19 protein-coding genes are annotated in these 17,615 nt (G+C 39.0%); 15 read left to right on the forward strand and 4 right to left on the reverse strand.

Annotated features, from left to right (window positions below; all coding sequences use genetic code 11):
* Positions 1-164: 164 nt before the first annotated feature.
* Positions 165-842 carry a response regulator transcription factor gene (locus ACMX3D_RS24470; protein ID WP_015113911.1) on the reverse strand — a complete coding sequence of 226 codons (678 nt, stop codon included), beginning with the start codon at positions 840-842 and terminating at the stop codon, positions 165-167.
* Positions 843-1,272: 430 nt separating this feature from the next.
* Here ACMX3D_RS24470 and ACMX3D_RS24475 point away from each other — a divergent pair, with 430 nt between their 5' ends.
* The 10 genes from ACMX3D_RS24475 to ACMX3D_RS24520 all read left to right on the forward strand — a co-directional run bounded on the left by ACMX3D_RS24475 (position 1,273) and on the right by ACMX3D_RS24520 (position 9,191).
* Positions 1,273-1,479 (forward strand): hypothetical protein, encoded by a 207-nt coding sequence (locus ACMX3D_RS24475; RefSeq protein ID WP_482748395.1) that lies wholly within the window; start codon positions 1,273-1,275, stop codon positions 1,477-1,479.
* Positions 1,480-1,975: 496 nt separating this feature from the next.
* The gene (gene groES, locus ACMX3D_RS24480) at positions 1,976-2,287 is read left to right on the forward strand and encodes a co-chaperone GroES (RefSeq protein WP_482748396.1); all 312 of its coding nucleotides are present in this window, start codon (positions 1,976-1,978) and stop codon (positions 2,285-2,287) included.
* Between the two features lie 112 nt (positions 2,288-2,399).
* A complete protein-coding gene (groL, locus tag ACMX3D_RS24485; protein WP_482748397.1) occupies positions 2,400-4,037 on the forward strand; it encodes a chaperonin GroEL in 1,638 nt (545 codons plus the stop codon).
* 137 nt (positions 4,038-4,174) lie between these two features.
* A complete protein-coding gene (locus tag ACMX3D_RS24490) occupies positions 4,175-4,462 on the forward strand; it encodes a hypothetical protein (protein ID WP_482748398.1) in 288 nt (95 codons plus the stop codon).
* A complete protein-coding gene (locus tag ACMX3D_RS24495; RefSeq protein WP_482748399.1) occupies positions 4,463-4,867 on the forward strand; it encodes a PIN domain-containing protein in 405 nt (134 codons plus the stop codon).
* A 157-nt stretch (positions 4,868-5,024) separates the two neighbouring features.
* Entirely contained in the window at positions 5,025-5,945 is a 921-nt protein-coding gene (locus ACMX3D_RS24500; RefSeq protein ID WP_482748400.1) for an SPL family radical SAM protein, read from the forward strand.
* The gene (locus ACMX3D_RS24505) at positions 5,938-7,221 is read left to right on the forward strand and encodes a photosystem II assembly protein (protein ID WP_482748401.1); all 1,284 of its coding nucleotides are present in this window, start codon (positions 5,938-5,940) and stop codon (positions 7,219-7,221) included. The genes ACMX3D_RS24500 and ACMX3D_RS24505 overlap by 8 nt, the downstream gene beginning before the upstream one ends.
* 158 nt (positions 7,222-7,379) lie before the next feature.
* Positions 7,380-7,463, forward strand: a complete 84-nt coding sequence (locus ACMX3D_RS24510; RefSeq protein WP_482752420.1) for a hypothetical protein — start codon at positions 7,380-7,382, stop codon at positions 7,461-7,463.
* Positions 7,464-8,016: 553 nt separating this feature from the next.
* The gene (locus ACMX3D_RS24515; protein WP_482748402.1) at positions 8,017-8,532 is read left to right on the forward strand and encodes a DUF6658 family protein; all 516 of its coding nucleotides are present in this window, start codon (positions 8,017-8,019) and stop codon (positions 8,530-8,532) included.
* 89 nt (positions 8,533-8,621) lie between these two features.
* Positions 8,622-9,191, forward strand: a complete 570-nt coding sequence (locus tag ACMX3D_RS24520) for a DUF6658 family protein (RefSeq protein ID WP_482748403.1) — start codon at positions 8,622-8,624, stop codon at positions 9,189-9,191.
* 73 nt (positions 9,192-9,264) lie between these two features.
* Here ACMX3D_RS24520 and larC read toward each other — a convergent pair whose 3' ends face one another.
* Positions 9,265-10,530 carry a nickel pincer cofactor biosynthesis protein LarC gene (gene larC, locus ACMX3D_RS24525; protein ID WP_482748404.1) on the reverse strand — a complete coding sequence of 422 codons (1,266 nt, stop codon included), beginning with the start codon at positions 10,528-10,530 and terminating at the stop codon, positions 9,265-9,267.
* A 125-nt stretch (positions 10,531-10,655) separates the two neighbouring features.
* Here larC and ACMX3D_RS24530 point away from each other — a divergent pair, with 125 nt between their 5' ends.
* The 3 genes from ACMX3D_RS24530 (at position 10,656) to ACMX3D_RS24540 (ending at position 13,613) form a co-directional block, all read left to right on the forward strand.
* Positions 10,656-11,315, forward strand: coding sequence for an L-threonylcarbamoyladenylate synthase (locus tag ACMX3D_RS24530; protein WP_482748405.1), 660 nt, complete (start codon positions 10,656-10,658; stop codon positions 11,313-11,315).
* 371 nt (positions 11,316-11,686) lie between these two features.
* The gene (locus ACMX3D_RS24535) at positions 11,687-12,904 is read left to right on the forward strand and encodes a HetZ-related protein (protein ID WP_482748406.1); all 1,218 of its coding nucleotides are present in this window, start codon (positions 11,687-11,689) and stop codon (positions 12,902-12,904) included.
* 232 nt (positions 12,905-13,136) lie between these two features.
* Positions 13,137-13,613, forward strand: a complete 477-nt coding sequence (locus tag ACMX3D_RS24540; RefSeq protein WP_482748407.1) for a PD-(D/E)XK nuclease superfamily protein — start codon at positions 13,137-13,139, stop codon at positions 13,611-13,613.
* Here ACMX3D_RS24540 and ACMX3D_RS24545 read toward each other — a convergent pair.
* The gene (locus ACMX3D_RS24545; protein ID WP_482748408.1) at positions 13,610-14,443 is read right to left on the reverse strand and encodes a DNA adenine methylase; all 834 of its coding nucleotides are present in this window, start codon (positions 14,441-14,443) and stop codon (positions 13,610-13,612) included. The genes ACMX3D_RS24540 and ACMX3D_RS24545 overlap by 4 nt on opposite strands.
* A gap of 162 nt (positions 14,444-14,605) precedes the next feature.
* On the opposite strand from ACMX3D_RS24545, the gene ACMX3D_RS24550 reads away from it, so the two are divergent.
* Both ACMX3D_RS24550 and rbfA read left to right on the forward strand, forming a co-directional pair.
* Positions 14,606-14,812 (forward strand): DUF751 domain-containing protein, encoded by a 207-nt coding sequence (locus ACMX3D_RS24550; RefSeq protein WP_482748409.1) that lies wholly within the window; start codon positions 14,606-14,608, stop codon positions 14,810-14,812.
* Between the two features lie 157 nt (positions 14,813-14,969).
* Positions 14,970-15,380: a 30S ribosome-binding factor RbfA gene (gene rbfA, locus ACMX3D_RS24555; protein WP_482748410.1), complete on the forward strand. Its 411-nt coding sequence runs from the start codon at positions 14,970-14,972 to the stop codon at positions 15,378-15,380.
* A gap of 84 nt (positions 15,381-15,464) precedes the next feature.
* Here the strand turns inward: rbfA and ACMX3D_RS24560 are convergent, their stop codons facing one another.
* On the reverse strand, positions 15,465-17,354 hold the full coding sequence (locus tag ACMX3D_RS24560; protein WP_482748411.1) for a protein kinase domain-containing protein: 1,890 nt from the start codon (positions 17,352-17,354) through the stop codon (positions 15,465-15,467).
* Positions 17,355-17,615: the final 261 nt, after the last annotated feature.

The following is a 17,615-nucleotide window of genomic DNA, read 5'->3' on the forward strand; positions in this document are numbered from 1 at the left end:
TGCTTTCTTCTCTAACTGGCTAACAGCAACTTTGCCAACAGGAAGCATTTTATCCACATAAATCTAGCCTCAGGAGACATTTTTCTCGCAAGCTGGTAAACAAACTTTCAGCTATCAGCGGTCAGTTAACAGTAAAAAGCTGACGGCTGAATGCTGAAAGCTTTTTAAGCCATTTGATTTTCAATCGCCCACCGCGCTAATTCAGTGCGGTTATGGAGATTGGTTTTGCCCAACATATTGGACACATGGCTTTCAACGGTACGCTGACTAACGTTTAATTCTTCAGCAATTTCGCGGTTAGCTAAACCCCTAGCCACGAACTGTACTACTTTCAGTTCAGTAGGAGTTAACTGTACATCGAAGGGAACTTGAATGCGGGAACCGTTTTCTCCGCCTTTGGCTTGGTGTTCCTTCCAACGGATGGTTTGTTTCAGCGAAGATTCTACTTGTGCAACGAGTTCTTCTGGTTCAAAGGGCTTGACCATATAAACATCAGCACCTTTATTTAAACCTTTCACTCGGTCTGCACTTTGTCCTTTAGCTGACAGGAAAAGAACGGGAATCCAACTGGTGCGTTCGTTTTGCCGGACTTGTTCTACAAAAGTGTAACCGTCCATTTCCGGCATCATCACGTCACAGATGATCATATCTGGAACGTCATGCTCTAGAATTTCCAGAGCTTCGCGTCCATTTTCAGCAGTGACGACTTCATATCCTCTAAATTCCAAGTAATCCTTCACCAGCAAGATGAGGTTAGGGTCGTCATCAATTAGTAGAAGGCGTTTGTGATCTTTCATGCTGGGCTCTTTCATAGCAGTGGCACTTGTCGCGCTTCGGTCCATCAAGGTCTTGAATGGTTATCCTTAATATGGTGGATTTATCGAGATGTTGTCTTTTTTCCCACTTAACTTGCCTTTGCTTCCTCGAAGTCTCAAAAGCGGTTATCACCTTATTTAAGACCACTAGCTCATCGGCAAAAGTCCGGTAAGGATACGTAGAGCAGTAGTAATTATAATGCGCTATTATATATCGCTTTGAAAGTTGCGAGTGAAAAAACACTGATTAAATAATAATCATCTTCCATTCACAAGTAAGTATTGGCTTCAGATGACCCTAGCTTTATAACAACTCGCACTTTCATTGGCTTACTGCTTTACTATATCCTGCGGATGTGAAGCCTTATCAGATGTTAACAAGCAAGTAGGGGAATTTCCGGCAAAGATGGGTTAAAAATGCAAATTCTTCCACCAGCTGTATGCCGATCAAGTATGTTTGGATGATCCGCTTTGGGACTTGCAAATTTGCTTGGCGATACCTGACACCACCATCCGAGCAGAAAACTATTATCTGTCTAGAACAACAAACTGGCAAGCAATTGTCTTGAATTGTCAAGATGCAGAGGAAGCAACTTTCATAGCTGTTAATCAAGTTTTAATTCTTGAAGCAGCTGATTTACGCTTTCCTAGGATTCTCCACTAACTCGCTGTCAACCGCAGTTAGCAACCGTGTGGTCAGCATACATAAAAATATGTTGCTGATTTTTTGCAATCAATAAAGTTTTTACACAATTACTTAAGGTTTTCTTGTTGTCTACATATTAATGGTTTTGTCGATGAGGTGGTTTTTTGAATCTTGGTATTGTTACTCATGATTCAGCTCCCTGTTTACTGTTCTATAACAATTTCCAAGCTTTGCAAATAAAGTTGACCATATAACAATATTCGTAACTTACGGAGAAAAATCAGAAAATTAAACTTAATTAGGTACTAATACTTAAGTGAACTTCCGATTACTGAAGTATGAAGTGTGAAGGATGAAGTCTGAAGGGTCTTTTAGTCTGCTGCCTACTACCTCCTGCCCCCTGCCTCCTCCCACTAGTTCGGAAACCCGTACATATAAAAATGTTGCCATTGCAGGCTGTCCTTCGGTAAATTAGCACTCAGGAGTTGAGAGTGCTAACTCTGGAGAAATTTGTATGGCAGCTGTATCTTTAAGCGTATCTACAGTTAAACCTTTAGGCGATCGCGTTTTTGTAAAAGTAAGCGCATCTGAAGAAAAGACCGCTGGTGGTCTATACTTGCCCGACACCGCCAAAGAAAAGCCCCAAGTAGGGGAAGTAGTTGCTCTTGGTGCTGGCAAGCGTAACGATGACGGTACTCGTCAAGAGTTGGAAGTCAAAGTTGGAGACAAAGTATTGTACTCCAAGTACGCTGGCACAGACGTTAAACTCGGCACCGAAGAATATGTGCTGTTGTCTGAAAAAGACATTCTAGCAATCGTTTCCTAGTCAATAGTCAAAAGTCAATGGTCAACAGTCAATAGTCGCTAGACAAATGACAAATGACGAATGACACAGAACAACTGACACAGAACAACTGACATCAGGAAAATTAACAACTATGGCAAAGCGCATTATTTACAACGAAAACGCACGTCGCGCCCTAGAGCGAGGCATTGACATCTTAGCTGAGGCTGTAGCTGTTACCCTCGGCCCCAAAGGTCGTAACGTAGTTCTAGAGAAGAAATTTGGCGCACCTCAAATTGTGAACGACGGTGTGACCATCGCTAAAGAAATCGAATTAGAAGATCATATTGAAAACACTGGCGTTTCTTTGATTCGTCAAGCTGCTTCTAAAACCAACGACGCTGCGGGTGATGGTACCACAACCGCTACCGTATTGGCTCATGCGATCGTTAAAGAAGGCTTGCGTAACGTTGCAGCTGGTGCTAATGCCATTCTGTTGAAGCGTGGTATTGATAAAGCTACCAACTTCTTGGTTGAGAAAATTGCTGAACACGCTCGTCCTGTAGAAGATTCCAAAGCTATTGCTCAAGTTGGTTCTATCTCTGCTGGTAACGACGATGAAGTCGGTCAGATGATTGCCCAAGCAATGGATAAGGTGGGTAAAGAAGGTGTAATTTCCTTGGAAGAAGGAAAATCCATGACCACCGAATTGGAAATCACCGAAGGGATGCGCTTTGACAAAGGCTACATCTCTCCTTACTTCGCAACCGATCCTGAGCGGATGGAAGCAGTATTTGATGATCCTTACATCCTGCTAACCGATAAGAAAATCGCTTTGGTACAAGATTTAGTACCCGTGCTGGAGCAAGTTGCACGTCAAGGCAAACCCTTGGTAATTATTGCTGAAGATATTGAAAAAGAAGCTTTAGCAACCTTGGTGGTTAACCGCTTGCGTGGTGTGCTGAATGTAGCTGCTGTGAAAGCACCTGGATTTGGCGATCGCCGCAAAGCTATGCTAGAAGACATCGCTATCCTCACCGGCGGTCAAGTTATCACCGAAGATGCTGGTCTGAAGCTAGAAAACACCAAGCTTGATGGTTTAGGTAAAGCACGCCGCATCACCATCACCAAAGACAACACCACAATTGTTGCTGAAGGTAACGAAGCTGGCGTTAAAGCTCGCATCGAACAAATTCGCCGTCAAATGGAAGAAACCGAATCTTCCTACGACAAAGAAAAATTACAAGAGCGTCTGGCTAAATTGGCTGGCGGTGTAGCTGTAGTCAAAGTTGGTGCAGCCACCGAAACCGAAATGAAAGACAAGAAACTCCGCCTCGAAGACGCTATCAACGCTACTAAAGCTGCGGTAGAAGAAGGTATCGTTCCTGGTGGTGGTACAACTCTCGCTCACCTCGCTCCTCAACTCGAAGAGTGGGCAAATGGCAACCTCACTGGTGAAGAATTGACCGGTGCTTTAATCGTTGCTCGTGCATTACCCGCACCTCTCAAGAGAATTGCTGAAAACGCAGGTCAAAACGGTGCTGTAATTGCTGAACGTGTTAAAGAGAAAGAATTTAACATTGGTTTCAACGCAGCCAGCAACGAATTCGTAGATATGTTAGCTGCTGGTATCGTTGACCCCGCTAAAGTAACCCGTTCTGCACTGCAAAACGCTGCTTCCATCGCGGGTATGGTGTTAACAACCGAGTGCATCGTTGTTGACAAACCAGAACCCAAGGATGCTGCACCTGCTGCTGGCGCTGGTATGGGCGGTGGTGACTTCGATTACTAATACTCTGTAGTCACTTAAATCAAAAACAGCTGCTTCCTTTGTGGAGGCGGCTGTTTTTTTGTCAATTTCTATATTTTCAAAGAAATTATAGCTGCTAACATAGGATTTAAATTGCCTTATTTTGAGGAACTTTAAAGATGACTTTGACTAATTATCAATCTAACTTTCAAAAATTCCCTGGAATTGTGACAACTTTAATTGATAATAATCCTATTTATCAAGAAAACTTAGATAAAAAGGAAATGATTGAAGTAATTAATCGTACTTTTGACCCAAGCTCTGTTCCTGATATTAATAATATTTCTGAAGTGGAATTAACAAAACGAATTAAAAGTATTTTATCTTTACATTTAGTTTCAGGAATGATCAATGATTTTACACCAGAGCAAATGCAACTTTTTGATGAAGCTATAAAACGAGAATAGATGGGTTATTTATTAGATACTAATATTGTTTCAGCATTATTAAAACAAAACATTCAAATAGGATTGAAAATTACAGAAATAAGGCGACAAGGTGAATTTCTTAGTCTTAGTGGCATAACATACTATGAAATTCAAAGAGGATTGTTAAGTAGTAATGCCATTAAAAACCTAGCTTTATTTCAACAATTTTGCCAAGATTACCCAATTTTATTTTTAAATGATATTAGAATTTTCCAAAAAGCAGCAGAAATTCATGCTGATTTAAAAGGCAGAGGTACAATTATTCAGGATGCAGATATTTTGATAGCTGCTACCGCTATAGTTCATAATTTGATTTTAGTTTCTCACGATTCTGATTTGACTAGAGTTAAAAAATTACAGCTAGAAAATTGGTTAAATTTTTAGGTTAATTATTCATTTAAATATAATATTGAAAAGCCTGAATCTCTAGGATGCTGATACGGGTATGAGTGGCGGCTGTTTTTTTCTAGCACATACACGTAAATATAATATTTTTATGAGTTATGCTGGTATTCAAATATATTGAAAGGCATTTTGAAATATGCCGAAATCTCTGTATGAAGGTTATTGCGAGGAAACTCCTAAAAAATTTGTGCGTGAAAAATTTGGAGATACTAATGTTTACTCGCAGAATGCCAAGTCTATTTTAACAAAAGCAACTGGTTTTATTGCTGCTTATGATTTTACTCTTAATCCTTATCGGGGTTGTCAGTATGGTTGCAGCTATTGCTATGCTGCGGCTTTTAGCCCTAATACTAAAATGCGCCAAGATTGGGGTAAATGGGTAATCTTTAAAGAAAATGCTGCAAAAATTTTAGAAAAAGAATTAGAAAAATGGTATGAAAAACATCCACATCAACCACCTATAATTTACATGAGTAGTGTTACAGATCCTTACCAACCACTAGAATCTAAACATCAGTTAACTCGTGGTTTATTAGAAATAATGTTGGAATATCGTCCAACTTTAGTAATTCAAACTCGCAGTCCAATTATTACTAGAGATATTGATTATTTACAAAGGTTTCAACGCTTGCGAATTAATATGAGCATTCCCACAGGCAGCGAAGCAGTGAGAAGAGATTTTGAACCACGTTCTCCTAGTATTAAAGCGAGACTAAACGCTATCGCAAAAATAAAACAAGGCATTGATAGTTTTAAAGGTTTTATTCCTAAATTTTCTATTACAATTACACCCTTACTGCCAACACTAGCAACTGATGAAGATGCTTTTATACAGAAATTAGCTATTGTAGATAGAATTGTAATTCAAGATTTTCATCCTAATAATCATCGTTCTCTTGTTGCAGGAACCCGTCAAGAGGCTGAAGAAATTAAACAAAAATATTCTTGGTGGTACAATTCTGAACAATTGAGTTATCAGAGATTTAAAGAAAAATTATTATCTCAACTTCCGGGTGTAGAAATCAAAGAAGGAAAAGACGGTTTTGGTTATGAGTAATTTTATTATTAATTGGTGGAGAAGTCAGCAGTTTAAATCTGCATTGCAGCGTGGTGATAACCGAAGAGCTTTACAACTTTTACAGAACATTCAAAAATCAGGTGCAAAATTTTCGTGGTTAGAAAAAATATTTAGAGATAAACTTCAACTTGAACGAGCTTTAGAGGAATCTAAACGGGAAATTACAAATTTACGGAATCGAATAATATCAGTAGAAGCATCAACATCTAATCTACTATTAAAGCCAAACTCAGAATTTATTAAGTACTTGTATGAAACTTTTAAATTAGTGCAACATGATGAATATAAACTACAAGCTACAGGAATTGATGAGTATCTATTTGGAGATTTTGAAGCTAAACTAGTGGAATATATCAAAGAAGAATTACGTAAAATTCCAGAAAAACAATTAGTAATTAAATTAGAAGACGCTTTTGAGGACATTAATAACTTAAAAGTTGGGCAAGATCCAGACTACCGTTTTAGTCTGACTCCTCATGTCTACTTTATGAAATATTTTTTAGAAAATGTATATTGTCTCTATTTAGCTTGGTTACTTATTTACCAAGATGGGTTACTTCCAACTAAATTTAATATTCTTGATATTGCAGCAGGGCCAGGAACCACGGCTTATGGATTAGCTTTATTTCTCCAAAGTTGTAGCGGCTTTTTGGATATTCCTCAAATGCATGTATCTTACTATTCTTTAGAAAAACAAGATGCTTTTCAGTACCGAGGACTCCAGTTTTGGCGTAAATACATAGAATCACAGATAACCCCTGTAAATAATTACTTTCGTTTTGTTACTACTGACATCTTTTCCTGGGATGCTAAATCGAGTAATATACCTAAGAAATTTTTTGATTTTATAGTAATTTCTCATTGTTTTTTTACAGATAATTCCAAAAGAATTCAAGCTAATAATATATATAAAGAAATCTTTGCTAATAGTCTAAATAATCAAAGTTACGTACTTTTAATTATCCAAGATAAAAAGTTATTCAAAGCTTACGATACTGTTCAAGCTGAAGATAAGGAAAAAGAGAAAAATATAGTTTCTAAATTTATAGAAGAATTGGGTTTACATTTAGTATGGTATAAATATTTAACTGCAACAAGTTTAAGAAAACCTCTGGCTGCTTCCGAATTTGCTAAATTTGCTAAAGACAAGCTACCCAAGCAAATATACATGACTCCGTTACTGAAAAAGTATTTTGGACAAAATTATGAATCAAATTATAAACTAGATGATTATGTGATATTAGCAAAAAAATAGATAATGCTTAATATATTCTAGGTTGTCTAGCAATTTTGGCAGGTTTGCAGTTTGAAAAAGATTTGATTCATTAATTATTACGGTAGGACTTCATTAAATATTCTGTAATTTATCAAGATATTATTTATAAGGAAGCATTAAAACTTATTATCCATCAGATGAAACGCCGTTTTGGAGATATCAATACACCACTAATTGAACAGTTTAGAAATTTATCGAATGAGAAAAACGTTCAAATTTAGTAATTGGAAAAGCAAGAGAAGTACTTTATAAAGTTATTAGTAAAATCCAAGCTTATTTAGAGTTAGAAACAATTTTTCGTACAGGGACTAAAGAAACTTGCAAGTTACTCCACATCGAGCGGATTGCTGTCTATCATTTTTATGAAAACTGGGGTGGAGAATTTGTCAGTGTTTTTGAGTTTGCTGAGCTTGGATGGGATGATGTAGAGACATTCGGAAAAAATGTAGTTTATAGTATATTTTTTTGATACATTTTATATCTTCCTAAAGTATGAGTTAGGGTGTAGTTAATGAAATTTAAATTATAAGTTAATACAGCATATTTATTAATAAATAACAGGCTGAAAAATTTTAGGCTTATCTCTCCATAGTCAGATGAATTTATTACATATTTCACCAATATAATGCGACTTAAGCCAGATACAAAATAAATTTCTAGTAATTAACATTGGAAATTGTTGGTCAAATAACAGTCAACTAAAACAAGAATTTAACTTGCTTAACCAAATATATTATAAGCAAAAAACTTGTTCATAGTTGCAAGGAGGCACTAATGAAAAATTTGAAGGCGTTATTGAAAAGATTAAGACTACGCCAAGTTTTAACTGTATTTTTGGCTGGTTTATTGTTGATAGTTAGTACTGCTTGTAGTAGTGGAGATGTTACAGGTGCAAATCCCCAAAATCCCGCAGTACAAGCTGGAGGTGCAAACAATCCTTATAAAAACGGTGGCGATAAATATACTAGAAATTTAAGTGACAACGCTTATCTACCTTCTAGCTTATTAATAGCTACAAATTCAGAATCAGAAATACTGTACCCAGGTGCGGAAACACCACAGGGTAGATTAGAAAAAGAAAAAGAATTGCCATTAATTACAAAGAAAAACTTCCAACAGCCTGAACCTGGAAATTTAATTCAAAATGAACCGAGATTAGGAACGAGAGTTCAGGAGCGGCTTGAGACTGTCAAGGAACAATTTGAAGATGCTTCTAGCTTTGTCAAAGATAAAGCAGACGAAGCAAGTGCTAGACCTGAGTTACAAAAAAATCCGGCAGTAGGTAGATAAAATTTTTGATTTTTCTCACGTAAGAGACTAACAGAAATCTTATCTCCATCAATTTTGAACTTACTTACACAAACTCAAGGAGTAAAACTATGAAAAGAGTGATTGATTGGGTAAAAAACATTCGCCCTCTAAAGGTATTAAGTGTTTTCTTAGCAGGGTTGTTTCTCATTCTGACACAAGCTTGTAACAGACCTACTATTGCAGGTCAACCACCTCAACCCAGCGCTCAATCACCTAATACTGAGCGTTACGACCCCACCAAAGCTTACAACCTGAATCGCCCTGAAGGCGGAATGAACAACTATAGTGATGTAGATCCGAGAGCCAAAACATTTGAAAAATCTGCAAGAAACAGAGCCGAAGATTTGAGTAGAAATGCCGAAAGAAACATTAACGAAAAAGGCATTGATAGTCCAGAGCAATATACTCGTAATTATCGCCAAGGTACACCCTTCGGTGAAAGAGTAAAAAATCTAGGTGAAGATATTGGCAGTTCTGCTCAAGGAACAGCTGAAGGTGTAGCTAAAGGAACTAAACGCGGTTTAGAAAATATCAAAGAAAACACCGGGAATGCTGCTCAAAACTTGACAAGAAATGCTCAACGCGCAGGTGAAGATGCAGGTGATGCTGTAAACCGGACATTACAAAATATTGACTAAGTTCTAGTCAATTTAAAGTAGGGAACACAGAATATAGGAGTCAGAATTATCTTAATTTCTAACTCCTATTTTTTTATGAATACCAACTTTGAAGAGCAAGCCTATGAATTTCTCGCCAAGGTAGATTGTGTTGACGAGCTAATTCGGCACAATCTTCATATTCTGGCTGCACATTAGTAATACATTTATCTGGTGATTCTCCTTGCCAGGCAACTTTAACACGCACTTTGCCATATTCTGTTTCTACTTGTTGAATTTCTCGTTGTAAGATAGAGCGTTGCTGGGTAGTGCGACGAATTCCCAAGGTAGTGGTTTCACGAAATAAAACTGCCTCACAATCGGGTAAATTATCTGGATGGCAGATGACTGTTAATAAAATACCCGGACGGGACTTTTTCATACCTATTGGCTGGGTAAAGACATCCACAGCACCAGCGGCAAATAACGCTTCAAACACATAGCCAAAGGCCTGGGGATTCAAGTCGTCAATTTGCGTTTCGAGTACTGAGATTGTTTCTAAAATCGGGCTGGTTGCTTGAGTATTTGCCACATCTGCCTGTAGGCTGGTGCTTTCACCCAGCCAGAGGCGTAGTATATTGGGAATAGGCAGATTAATAGTTCCCGCTCCCAATCCCACTTGTTTAATCGTCATCGATGGCGGATTACCAAATTCTCTGACTAATGTAGTGGCGATCGCAGCTCCTGTTGGTGTTACCAGTTCCTTTTCAATGCCGTTACTATAAACCGGACAATTCCTCATTTCCCATAACTTCAATACTGCTGGCACTGGTACTGCCATTTGACCGTGGGCGGCTCGCACCGTACCGCCACCTGTGGGAAATGCCGAGCAGTAAAGTAAGGGGAATCCTGAGCGATCGCTGTCTATTCCTAACCAATCTAAACCCAAACAAGTGCCGACAATATCCACAATCGCATCCACGGCACCCACTTCATGGAAATGTACTTTTTCTGGTGCAATCCCATGCACCGCACCTTCTGCTACTGCTAATTGTTGGAATACTGCTAAACTCCAAGCTTCCGCTCGTGATGGTAACTTTGCCTGAAGAATCATTTGCTCGATTTCTGGCAGATGACGGCCATGATGGTGATTGTGTTCGTGGTCATGGTGATGATTCTCTACTAAATCCACATGTACCTTAGTCGCCTGTTGACCATTTTTCTGCACAAGTTCTGCCCGCAAACGATACTCCTGCCCAATTCCTAAGTCATTTAATTTTGTACTCAAATACTCTACAGGCACACCCAGACTTACCAAGGCTCCCAGGCACATATCACCAGAAATTCCCGTCGGGCATTGAAGATAAGCTATTTTACTCATATGGGTTAGTCAATAGTCAATGGTCAATGGTCAATAGTCATTTGTCCTTAGTTATTCTCCCCTGCACCCTTGTATCCTTGCTATTGTTCTACCCCCTCCACCCTTGCTCTAAATTACCGTGTTCTATGGCCAAAATTTTCACAGTGCATCCGGACAATCCCCAAAGCCGCCGAATAGAGGAAATAAAGTCAGCGCTCTCTAGTGGAGCGGTCATGCTTTACCCTACCGATACAGTTTATGCGATCGGTTGTGATTTAAATGCCAAGTCGGCGGTGGAAAGAGTGAGGCAAATCAAGCAGTTAGCGAATGATAAACCATTAACATTTTTGTGTCCTTCATTGTCAAATGTGGCGACTTATGCGTTTGTCAGCGATACTGCTTATCGATTGATGAAGCGGCTGATTCCAGGCCCTTACACGTTTTTGCTACCTGCTACCAAATTAGTACCGCGACTGGTGCAGAATCCCAAGCGGAAAACTACAGGTATCCGCGTACCGAATCACACGGTATGCTTAGCTTTGTTAGAAGCTTTGGAAAACCCGATTATTTCAACTTCTGCACATTTGCCAACCAATGAGGCGGATGATGGTAAATTTGCCTCAGATGTTGAACCTCGGCTATCACGGGTAGAGCTATTTGATTATCTGGATAACTTAGTAGATGTGATTGTAGACACTGGTCAAGAGCCAACCTATGACGTATCGACAATCTTGGACTTGACGGGAGATGAACCAATAATTACGAGAAAGGGATTAGGTTGGGAAGCAGTAACAGCGTGGGTGTAAAAAGTATCCTTCACAAGTGGAAACATCGGTTTCGCAAACGTGTAATAAAAATACTCCAGTTTTGGGATTGTCATACTGACAATGGCTGGGAGTGGGTAGCCAGGATAGGAGTAAACGTGTATACAGCAAGGATTTGAAACAGTTGCGGGCTTGATAAATAGAAGTGTGCTGTCCTCTATCTAGTTACGCATAAAAAAAGCGACACACTATTTTCACTGTAACTTTTTTAAATTTCCTACAGTCATATACATGAGCAGTGCTGGCAATGAAGCTTGTATGGATAAATACTTAATAATTTTCCAGACAAGACCGTTTTCAGATGCTATCTTTGCGTTGTAGTTACGGTGCTATACCCTACCCTAGGAAAATTCATGAAAGCTAACCTTGTAAATCTACCAACCTCCACACCCAATTTTGTTGTTAGCAATGTTGCTATTGAAGAATTCCCAGCTACAGATACTTTAATGCAACTGCTGTGTCAGGAAATACAAGCACAAGCTAAAGCCAGTTCTGGGTGTATACAAGCTGTAGCCCAACGCATAGCTAAAGAAGTCAAACGGATTTGTGATAAAAGTTCCCGCATTCAAACATCTGGGCAAATCCAATCTTGGCAACTAACTTTAGCAAGGCATCGTTTGCACAAGTGTCTGCATTACTACCAACTTGGTTCTCGGCGAGGGAGGGTAGAGTTACACAGTAGTTTGGGTGCAATGGTTTACCGCCATGTTACGCCATCTGGTTCAGAGTACGGATTTGACGCTCGTTACAATCTGATCGAAGATTTTCTGCAAGCCTTTTATATTGAAGCGATTAAAGCTTTCCGGCGAGAAAATGAATTAGCTGAAGATTACCAGCCACGCACTCAGCTGCAATTAGCAGAATATATGGCATTTACAGAACAATATGCCAAGCGCCGCATCAATTTACCTGGTGGCAATAATCAACAATTAATTATCTTACGCGCTCAAGGTTTCGCCCGTCGTCAACCGCAAGAAACGGCTGTAGATATTGAAATGGCTGTAGACTCGGCAAAGACTGAAGACGCAGAATCTTACCAACGCAATCCAGCGGTACAGCAAATCCGTTCTAAAATGATTGCTCAAGGTCATGTTGATTTATCGGAAGAATCAGAACGCGATCGCGTCATCTCGGAATTAGTCAAATATTTGGAATCTCAAGGACAATCTGACTGTATTGACTACCTCAGCTTGAAGTTGCAAGACTTATCTGCGCCCGAAATTGACCAAATTCTCGGTTTAACTAGCCGTCAGCGCGATTATCTGCAACAACGCTTCAAATACCATGTCGAAAAGTTCGCCAAGCAGCACCAATGGCAATTAGTTCATCAATGGCTAGGTGCTGGTTTAGAGCAAAAATTAGGTTTGTCTTCCCAACAGTGGGAAACTTTTATTCAGGTACTTTCTCCGCAGCAGCAGCAAATTTTGCAATTGAAAGCAGCAAGACATAGTGATCAAGCGATCGCTAAAGCCTTAAAATGTACTCCTAAACAATTACAAAAACGCTGGACTCAATTACTAGAAATTGCTTGGGCAATTCGTAATGGTAATAGCGAAGTGCAAACAGGTTGAGTTTCAACGCAGAGTATCGCTGAGGTAAACGCAAAGTTTCGCAGAGTTTTTATTGATCTATTATCTGCGTTAATCGGCGGTTAATTATTCTCATCTGCACTCTTTTTTAGTACATAAGTACCAAAAATATCCCACTTTCTTCAGCTTTGAAAATTCATATTAAGTAAGTGTTTATATGTCCCTGCTTCCATGAAATTCTAAAATAGATGGGAAGTTGGCGGAGGACTTGAGAATGACTATGACTCAAGGCAGACGAGCAAATCAAGCAGGGAGAATTTTAGAAAGTAATGTAGATGCGATATTAAGCGGACATAATTATTTTCAAGTTGGAAATCATGTCACCAAAGAATATCTGTTAACTGCGAATTTATTACCAAAACGCTATGCCAAGCAAGTTTATATTGGGACAGGCATTTATAATACTTTGTTGAAAGTAGATTTTTATGTTGTTGGTTTACCTATCATGCCCGCTGGATTAATTTTTGAATGTAAATGGCAAGAAAGCGGCGGTTCTGTAGATGAAAAGTTTCCTTATTTAAGTATGAACATTCAGGAATATTATCCAGCCCCAACGATTATTGTAATTGGTGGTGAAGGGATGCGTGAAGGCGCAATTCAATGGCTCAGGCAACAAGTTCAATCAAACCAGAACTTACTCGGAGTTTACAGTTTGGATAGATTTATTGCCTGGGCTAATAAAAATTTTTAATACGAAGTAATTAATAATTCACTAATTATGCCTCGCTTTTTAGTATTAGAATTAATCGAGCGAGAGGCAGCGATCGCATAAATATGAAAATTGATTTCTTCGTATATTTTTCTGATAAATTCGCAATCAGAATTACAAACCATAACTTTAACACCACGCTTTGCTAGTTCTGCACAAACATCTCGCAAACGTATTTGGTCTTGTTCACCAAAAGAATTGCCATTATAACCTGTAAAATAACTAGTATTGCTGATAGGATGATAAGGTGGATCGCAAAAGACAAAATCATCACTGCTTTTAGCGTAATTCAGCATATTTATAAAGTCTGCTTGTTTTATCTCACAAGATGAAAGTGCTTTAGATGCAGCCCTGAGTAAATCTGCTTGACAAATACTAGGATTTTTATAACTACCTAAAGGAACATTAAATTTACCTTGAGAATTAACTCGATATAAACCGTTATAACAAGTTTTATTCAGATAAATTAAACGAGCAGCTTGTTCTAAATCATTCGTAATGTGATTGGCTCGAACATTATAATAATAATCTCTACTATGTCTAGATTTATGGTCTTGCAATAAGCTAATTAAATCTTCAACTTTATCTCTAACACAGAGATAAGTAGTAATTAGTTCGGCATTAATATCTGTTAAAATTGCCGTAGTTGGTTGTAAATGAAAAAAAACAGCACCACCACCTAAAAAAGGTTCATAGTAAGTTTGATAAAACTTAGGAAAATAAGGAATATATTGTTGAATTAACCTACTTTTACCTCCTGCCCATTTTAAAAATGGGCGTGGGCAAGTTTCTGGAAACATTTGAATAACCATTTACTGACAAGTTCACTAATTTAAGCTAGTAAATATAACAAAATATAGCTAACGCAGCATATTCTATATTAAGTGAGTAATTTTCATCTGCATAGATTACAATTAGGTAGATAAAGCATATCAAAACAAACGTCAGTTCATAACAAGGCAGTTTAGATTTCCATGTTTGACGGATTTTGGGATAACGTTTTTCGCTACCCTCGCTACTTAATTACTATCCTTGTCGGGCTTCTGGTGAACACATTTGAGCCATTATTGCCCTTGTTAAAACGTCCAGTCACCTTAGTTGCTGTTGTCGGCTTATTACTGGGCGGTCTCACCTTCGTTACTCTCACTCTACGCGCTATGCTGGGCTTGAGTGCAATTTAGGCTGGGACAGCTTGGGGCTGTTGCTTTTGGTATTGTTATAGCCGGAAGGAAACCTTATAGCTACTAGTTTTATACTAAGCACTCAGCACTTTGCTAGAGTCCTACCCAGATTTCCACTATTGATGTTTTATAACCTCTGTGAGGAGGCAAAGATTTTATGGCTACAAGTCGCCGCGTTTCCCGTGTTGCTGAATTAATTAAACGGGAAGTTAGCCAAATGTTACTCAACGGTATTAAAGATGACCGTGTGGGTTCAGGTATGGTCAGTGTAACTGATGTAGACGTTTCGGGTGATTTGCAGCACGCCAAAATCTACGTCAGTATTTATGGTACAGAAGAAGCTAAAGCAGAAACAATGGCAGGCTTAAAGTCAGCCACGGGTTTTGTGCGTAGTGAACTTGGTGCTAGGGTACGGCTGCGTCGGACACCAGAGGTAATTTTTATCGAAGACCGTTCCATAGAACGCGGTACTAAAGTATTATCTTTGTTGAATAAACTCCAGTATGAGCGATCGCCTGAAACTTCCGATAACGAAGAAGACATTGGCGCAGAAGAAGATTGGGAATAATTGTAGTAGGGGCAAACAGATGTGCGCCCCTATTTAGTGTATTTTGCCAACAATCCAACCTCATACAGTCTGATGAAATTTAAATCATAAACCACCTTCAGGCTTGGAGTTAGTTGTAGCTGCTGGTTTTTCAGTTTTGGGAGTTTTTTGATTATCTTGCTGATCTCCAGGTGGAAAAGCTTGTTTACCGATATTTTCCGCTGCTTGTTTAAATAAAGGTTCGATTTTATTGCGCCAGTATTGAGTATCAGGTAACTTTTCGGGATGATTTTTGTAATCTAGAACCTTATCCCAATTACCATTATCTATTGCTTTGTTGATGTCATTAAACAGTGCATCCGCCTTAGACCAATCTTGCTGCCATTGGCTTATGATTTTACCTGTTTCTTGAATACTAGCAGAAGCATTGGCGGGAATAGACTTTAATAATGCGATCGCACCGACTAAATCTCCTGACTCATACTTCTTCTTAGCTTGTTCGACAACCTTGTCGCTGTTATCGCTAGGTTTTGCGGGTTCTGATTTTCCAGCGTCAGCATTAGATGTCTCTACTGGTTTTGGTGGAGTAGTAACCTTATTAGGTTTGAGTGGGGGAAGCGGCCGAGATGCAATTAACGTACTATCATCAACCGTCTTAATCGCAATACCTTTATCTCGCAAACAAGAAATCCATTCATCATTGTTAGCGATGACATCTGCATACGCCCAAGCCAAACGCCCAGAATTCAATCTAACTTGTATCCAATTGCGTTTTGTTCGCAGGCCAGTTACCTCAAATTGTGTGTCCTCACCGATGGTTTTGAGAACATTATCAGAATTAATCGAACTAGGTTCCGAACGAATATTAGAATTACCTGTCACCATCGCCAAGCACTTATTTCCAGCACTGGCATTTTGACCTGTAAAATTAGCAGCCAAATTTCTCATATTCGGATATACATTTGCTACCAAAGCCGCCGCACTACCAGCCAAAAGTACACCAATTAACAACGGTAAGGGATCAGATTTACTAGAAGTTCTGCGAGTAGGTTTGCTAGTACCAGGATTTGCTGGTGCAACTGCGAGAGTTGGTTGGAAAGACGAAGCCGGTTTAGCAGCAGGGTAAGCGTAATTTATCGACGGTTCTGGTGGTGCAGCTGGTGTTAATGCTGGACTCATAACACTCACACAGGCTTGCAGTGCTTCTGTCGCAGTTTGGTAGCGGTCTTTGAAGTGATAATGCACCATCTTCGTTAAGATAGATGCCAAGCGATAGCTAACAGGTGCTAAATGTTGCCAGCGAATTTCGCCAGTATCGGGATCTTCTTGTAATTCGGAAGCTGATACGCCTGTCAGCGCTTGAATCGCAATAATACCTAAAGAATAAATATCACTGTTAGGGCGGGGTTTACCTTGTCCTTGTTCGGTTGGCATATAGCCAGGAGTTCCAATAGCTACAGTCGCTGTAGATTGTCCGCCAACCGTCACCATTGAAGAACTTAATTGTTTAACTGCCCCAAAATCTACTAATACTAATTTATTGTCAGAAGAACGACGAATAATATTATCTGGCTTGATGTCGCGGTGAATTACACCTTGTTGATGAACAAACTCTAAAATACTTAAAACTTCCTGCAACATTTGCAGAACTTGATTTTCACTCCAGCGTTGGTCTGGAATGAGTTCATCAGTTAAGGGATGTCCTTCGACATATTCCTGGACTAAAAAGAATTCTTGGTTTTCGTCAAAGTAAGCCAGCAACCTGGGAATTTGGTCATGGTATCCCAAACGTTCCAAGGTTTCCGCTTCGTTTTGGAACAGACGTTTAGCAGTTTCAAAAATTCTGGGGTCAGAACTGGTAGGCTTGAGGTGCTTGACAACGCAGATGGGGTTTCCTGGCCGTCTTGTATCTTGGGCAATGTAGGTTTGACCAAACCCTCCTTTAGCCAGCACTTGAATTACTTGGTAACGATTATCCAGTAGCTTACCGATCATATTCCCTCCCCAGAGTTATTACCTAATTTTCCAGCTGGTAATAAATATCTCCAAATTTTTTTCCTTGAAATCCGCTATCTTGAGAAAAGATTTGAAATAAATACGTAGCTTTTTTATAAACCCTGTTGATTAACTGTGCCAATTTTAGATTTTAGATTGCCGATTTTAGATTTTTTTGGTTTATACTCCGCCAAGTCAAGGCGGAATATCAATCAACTTCCAAAATTTAAAATCCTCAAACACTGTACCCTAGCGGTTAGA

This window comes from Anabaena sp. TISTR 8404, assembly GCF_056847745.1.

Bases quoted from the DNA above. Each gene is read 5' to 3' on its own strand.
- ACMX3D_RS24470 (WP_015113911.1), bottom strand. From the start codon at position 842: ATGGACCGAAGCGCGACAAGTGCCACTGCTATGAAAGAGCCCAGCATG.
- groES (WP_482748396.1), top strand. From the start codon at position 1,976: ATGGCAGCTGTATCTTTAAGCGTATCTACAGTTAAACCTTTAGGCGAT.
- groL (WP_482748397.1), top strand. From the start codon at position 2,400: ATGGCAAAGCGCATTATTTACAACGAAAACGCACGTCGCGCCCTAGAG.
- ACMX3D_RS24490 (WP_482748398.1), top strand. From the start codon at position 4,175: ATGACTTTGACTAATTATCAATCTAACTTTCAAAAATTCCCTGGAATT.
- ACMX3D_RS24495 (WP_482748399.1), top strand. From the start codon at position 4,463: ATGGGTTATTTATTAGATACTAATATTGTTTCAGCATTATTAAAACAA.
- ACMX3D_RS24500 (WP_482748400.1), top strand. From the start codon at position 5,025: ATGCCGAAATCTCTGTATGAAGGTTATTGCGAGGAAACTCCTAAAAAA.
- ACMX3D_RS24505 (WP_482748401.1), top strand. From the start codon at position 5,938: ATGAGTAATTTTATTATTAATTGGTGGAGAAGTCAGCAGTTTAAATCT.
- ACMX3D_RS24510 (WP_482752420.1), top strand. From the start codon at position 7,380: ATGAAACGCCGTTTTGGAGATATCAATACACCACTAATTGAACAGTTT.
- ACMX3D_RS24515 (WP_482748402.1), top strand. From the start codon at position 8,017: ATGAAAAATTTGAAGGCGTTATTGAAAAGATTAAGACTACGCCAAGTT.
- ACMX3D_RS24520 (WP_482748403.1), top strand. From the start codon at position 8,622: ATGAAAAGAGTGATTGATTGGGTAAAAAACATTCGCCCTCTAAAGGTA.
- larC (WP_482748404.1), bottom strand. From the start codon at position 10,530: ATGAGTAAAATAGCTTATCTTCAATGCCCGACGGGAATTTCTGGTGAT.
- ACMX3D_RS24530 (WP_482748405.1), top strand. From the start codon at position 10,656: ATGGCCAAAATTTTCACAGTGCATCCGGACAATCCCCAAAGCCGCCGA.
- ACMX3D_RS24535 (WP_482748406.1), top strand. From the start codon at position 11,687: ATGAAAGCTAACCTTGTAAATCTACCAACCTCCACACCCAATTTTGTT.
- ACMX3D_RS24540 (WP_482748407.1), top strand. From the start codon at position 13,137: ATGACTATGACTCAAGGCAGACGAGCAAATCAAGCAGGGAGAATTTTA.
- ACMX3D_RS24545 (WP_482748408.1), bottom strand. From the start codon at position 14,443: ATGGTTATTCAAATGTTTCCAGAAACTTGCCCACGCCCATTTTTAAAA.
- ACMX3D_RS24550 (WP_482748409.1), top strand. From the start codon at position 14,606: ATGTTTGACGGATTTTGGGATAACGTTTTTCGCTACCCTCGCTACTTA.
- rbfA (WP_482748410.1), top strand. From the start codon at position 14,970: ATGGCTACAAGTCGCCGCGTTTCCCGTGTTGCTGAATTAATTAAACGG.
- ACMX3D_RS24560 (WP_482748411.1), bottom strand. From the start codon at position 17,354: ATGATCGGTAAGCTACTGGATAATCGTTACCAAGTAATTCAAGTGCTG.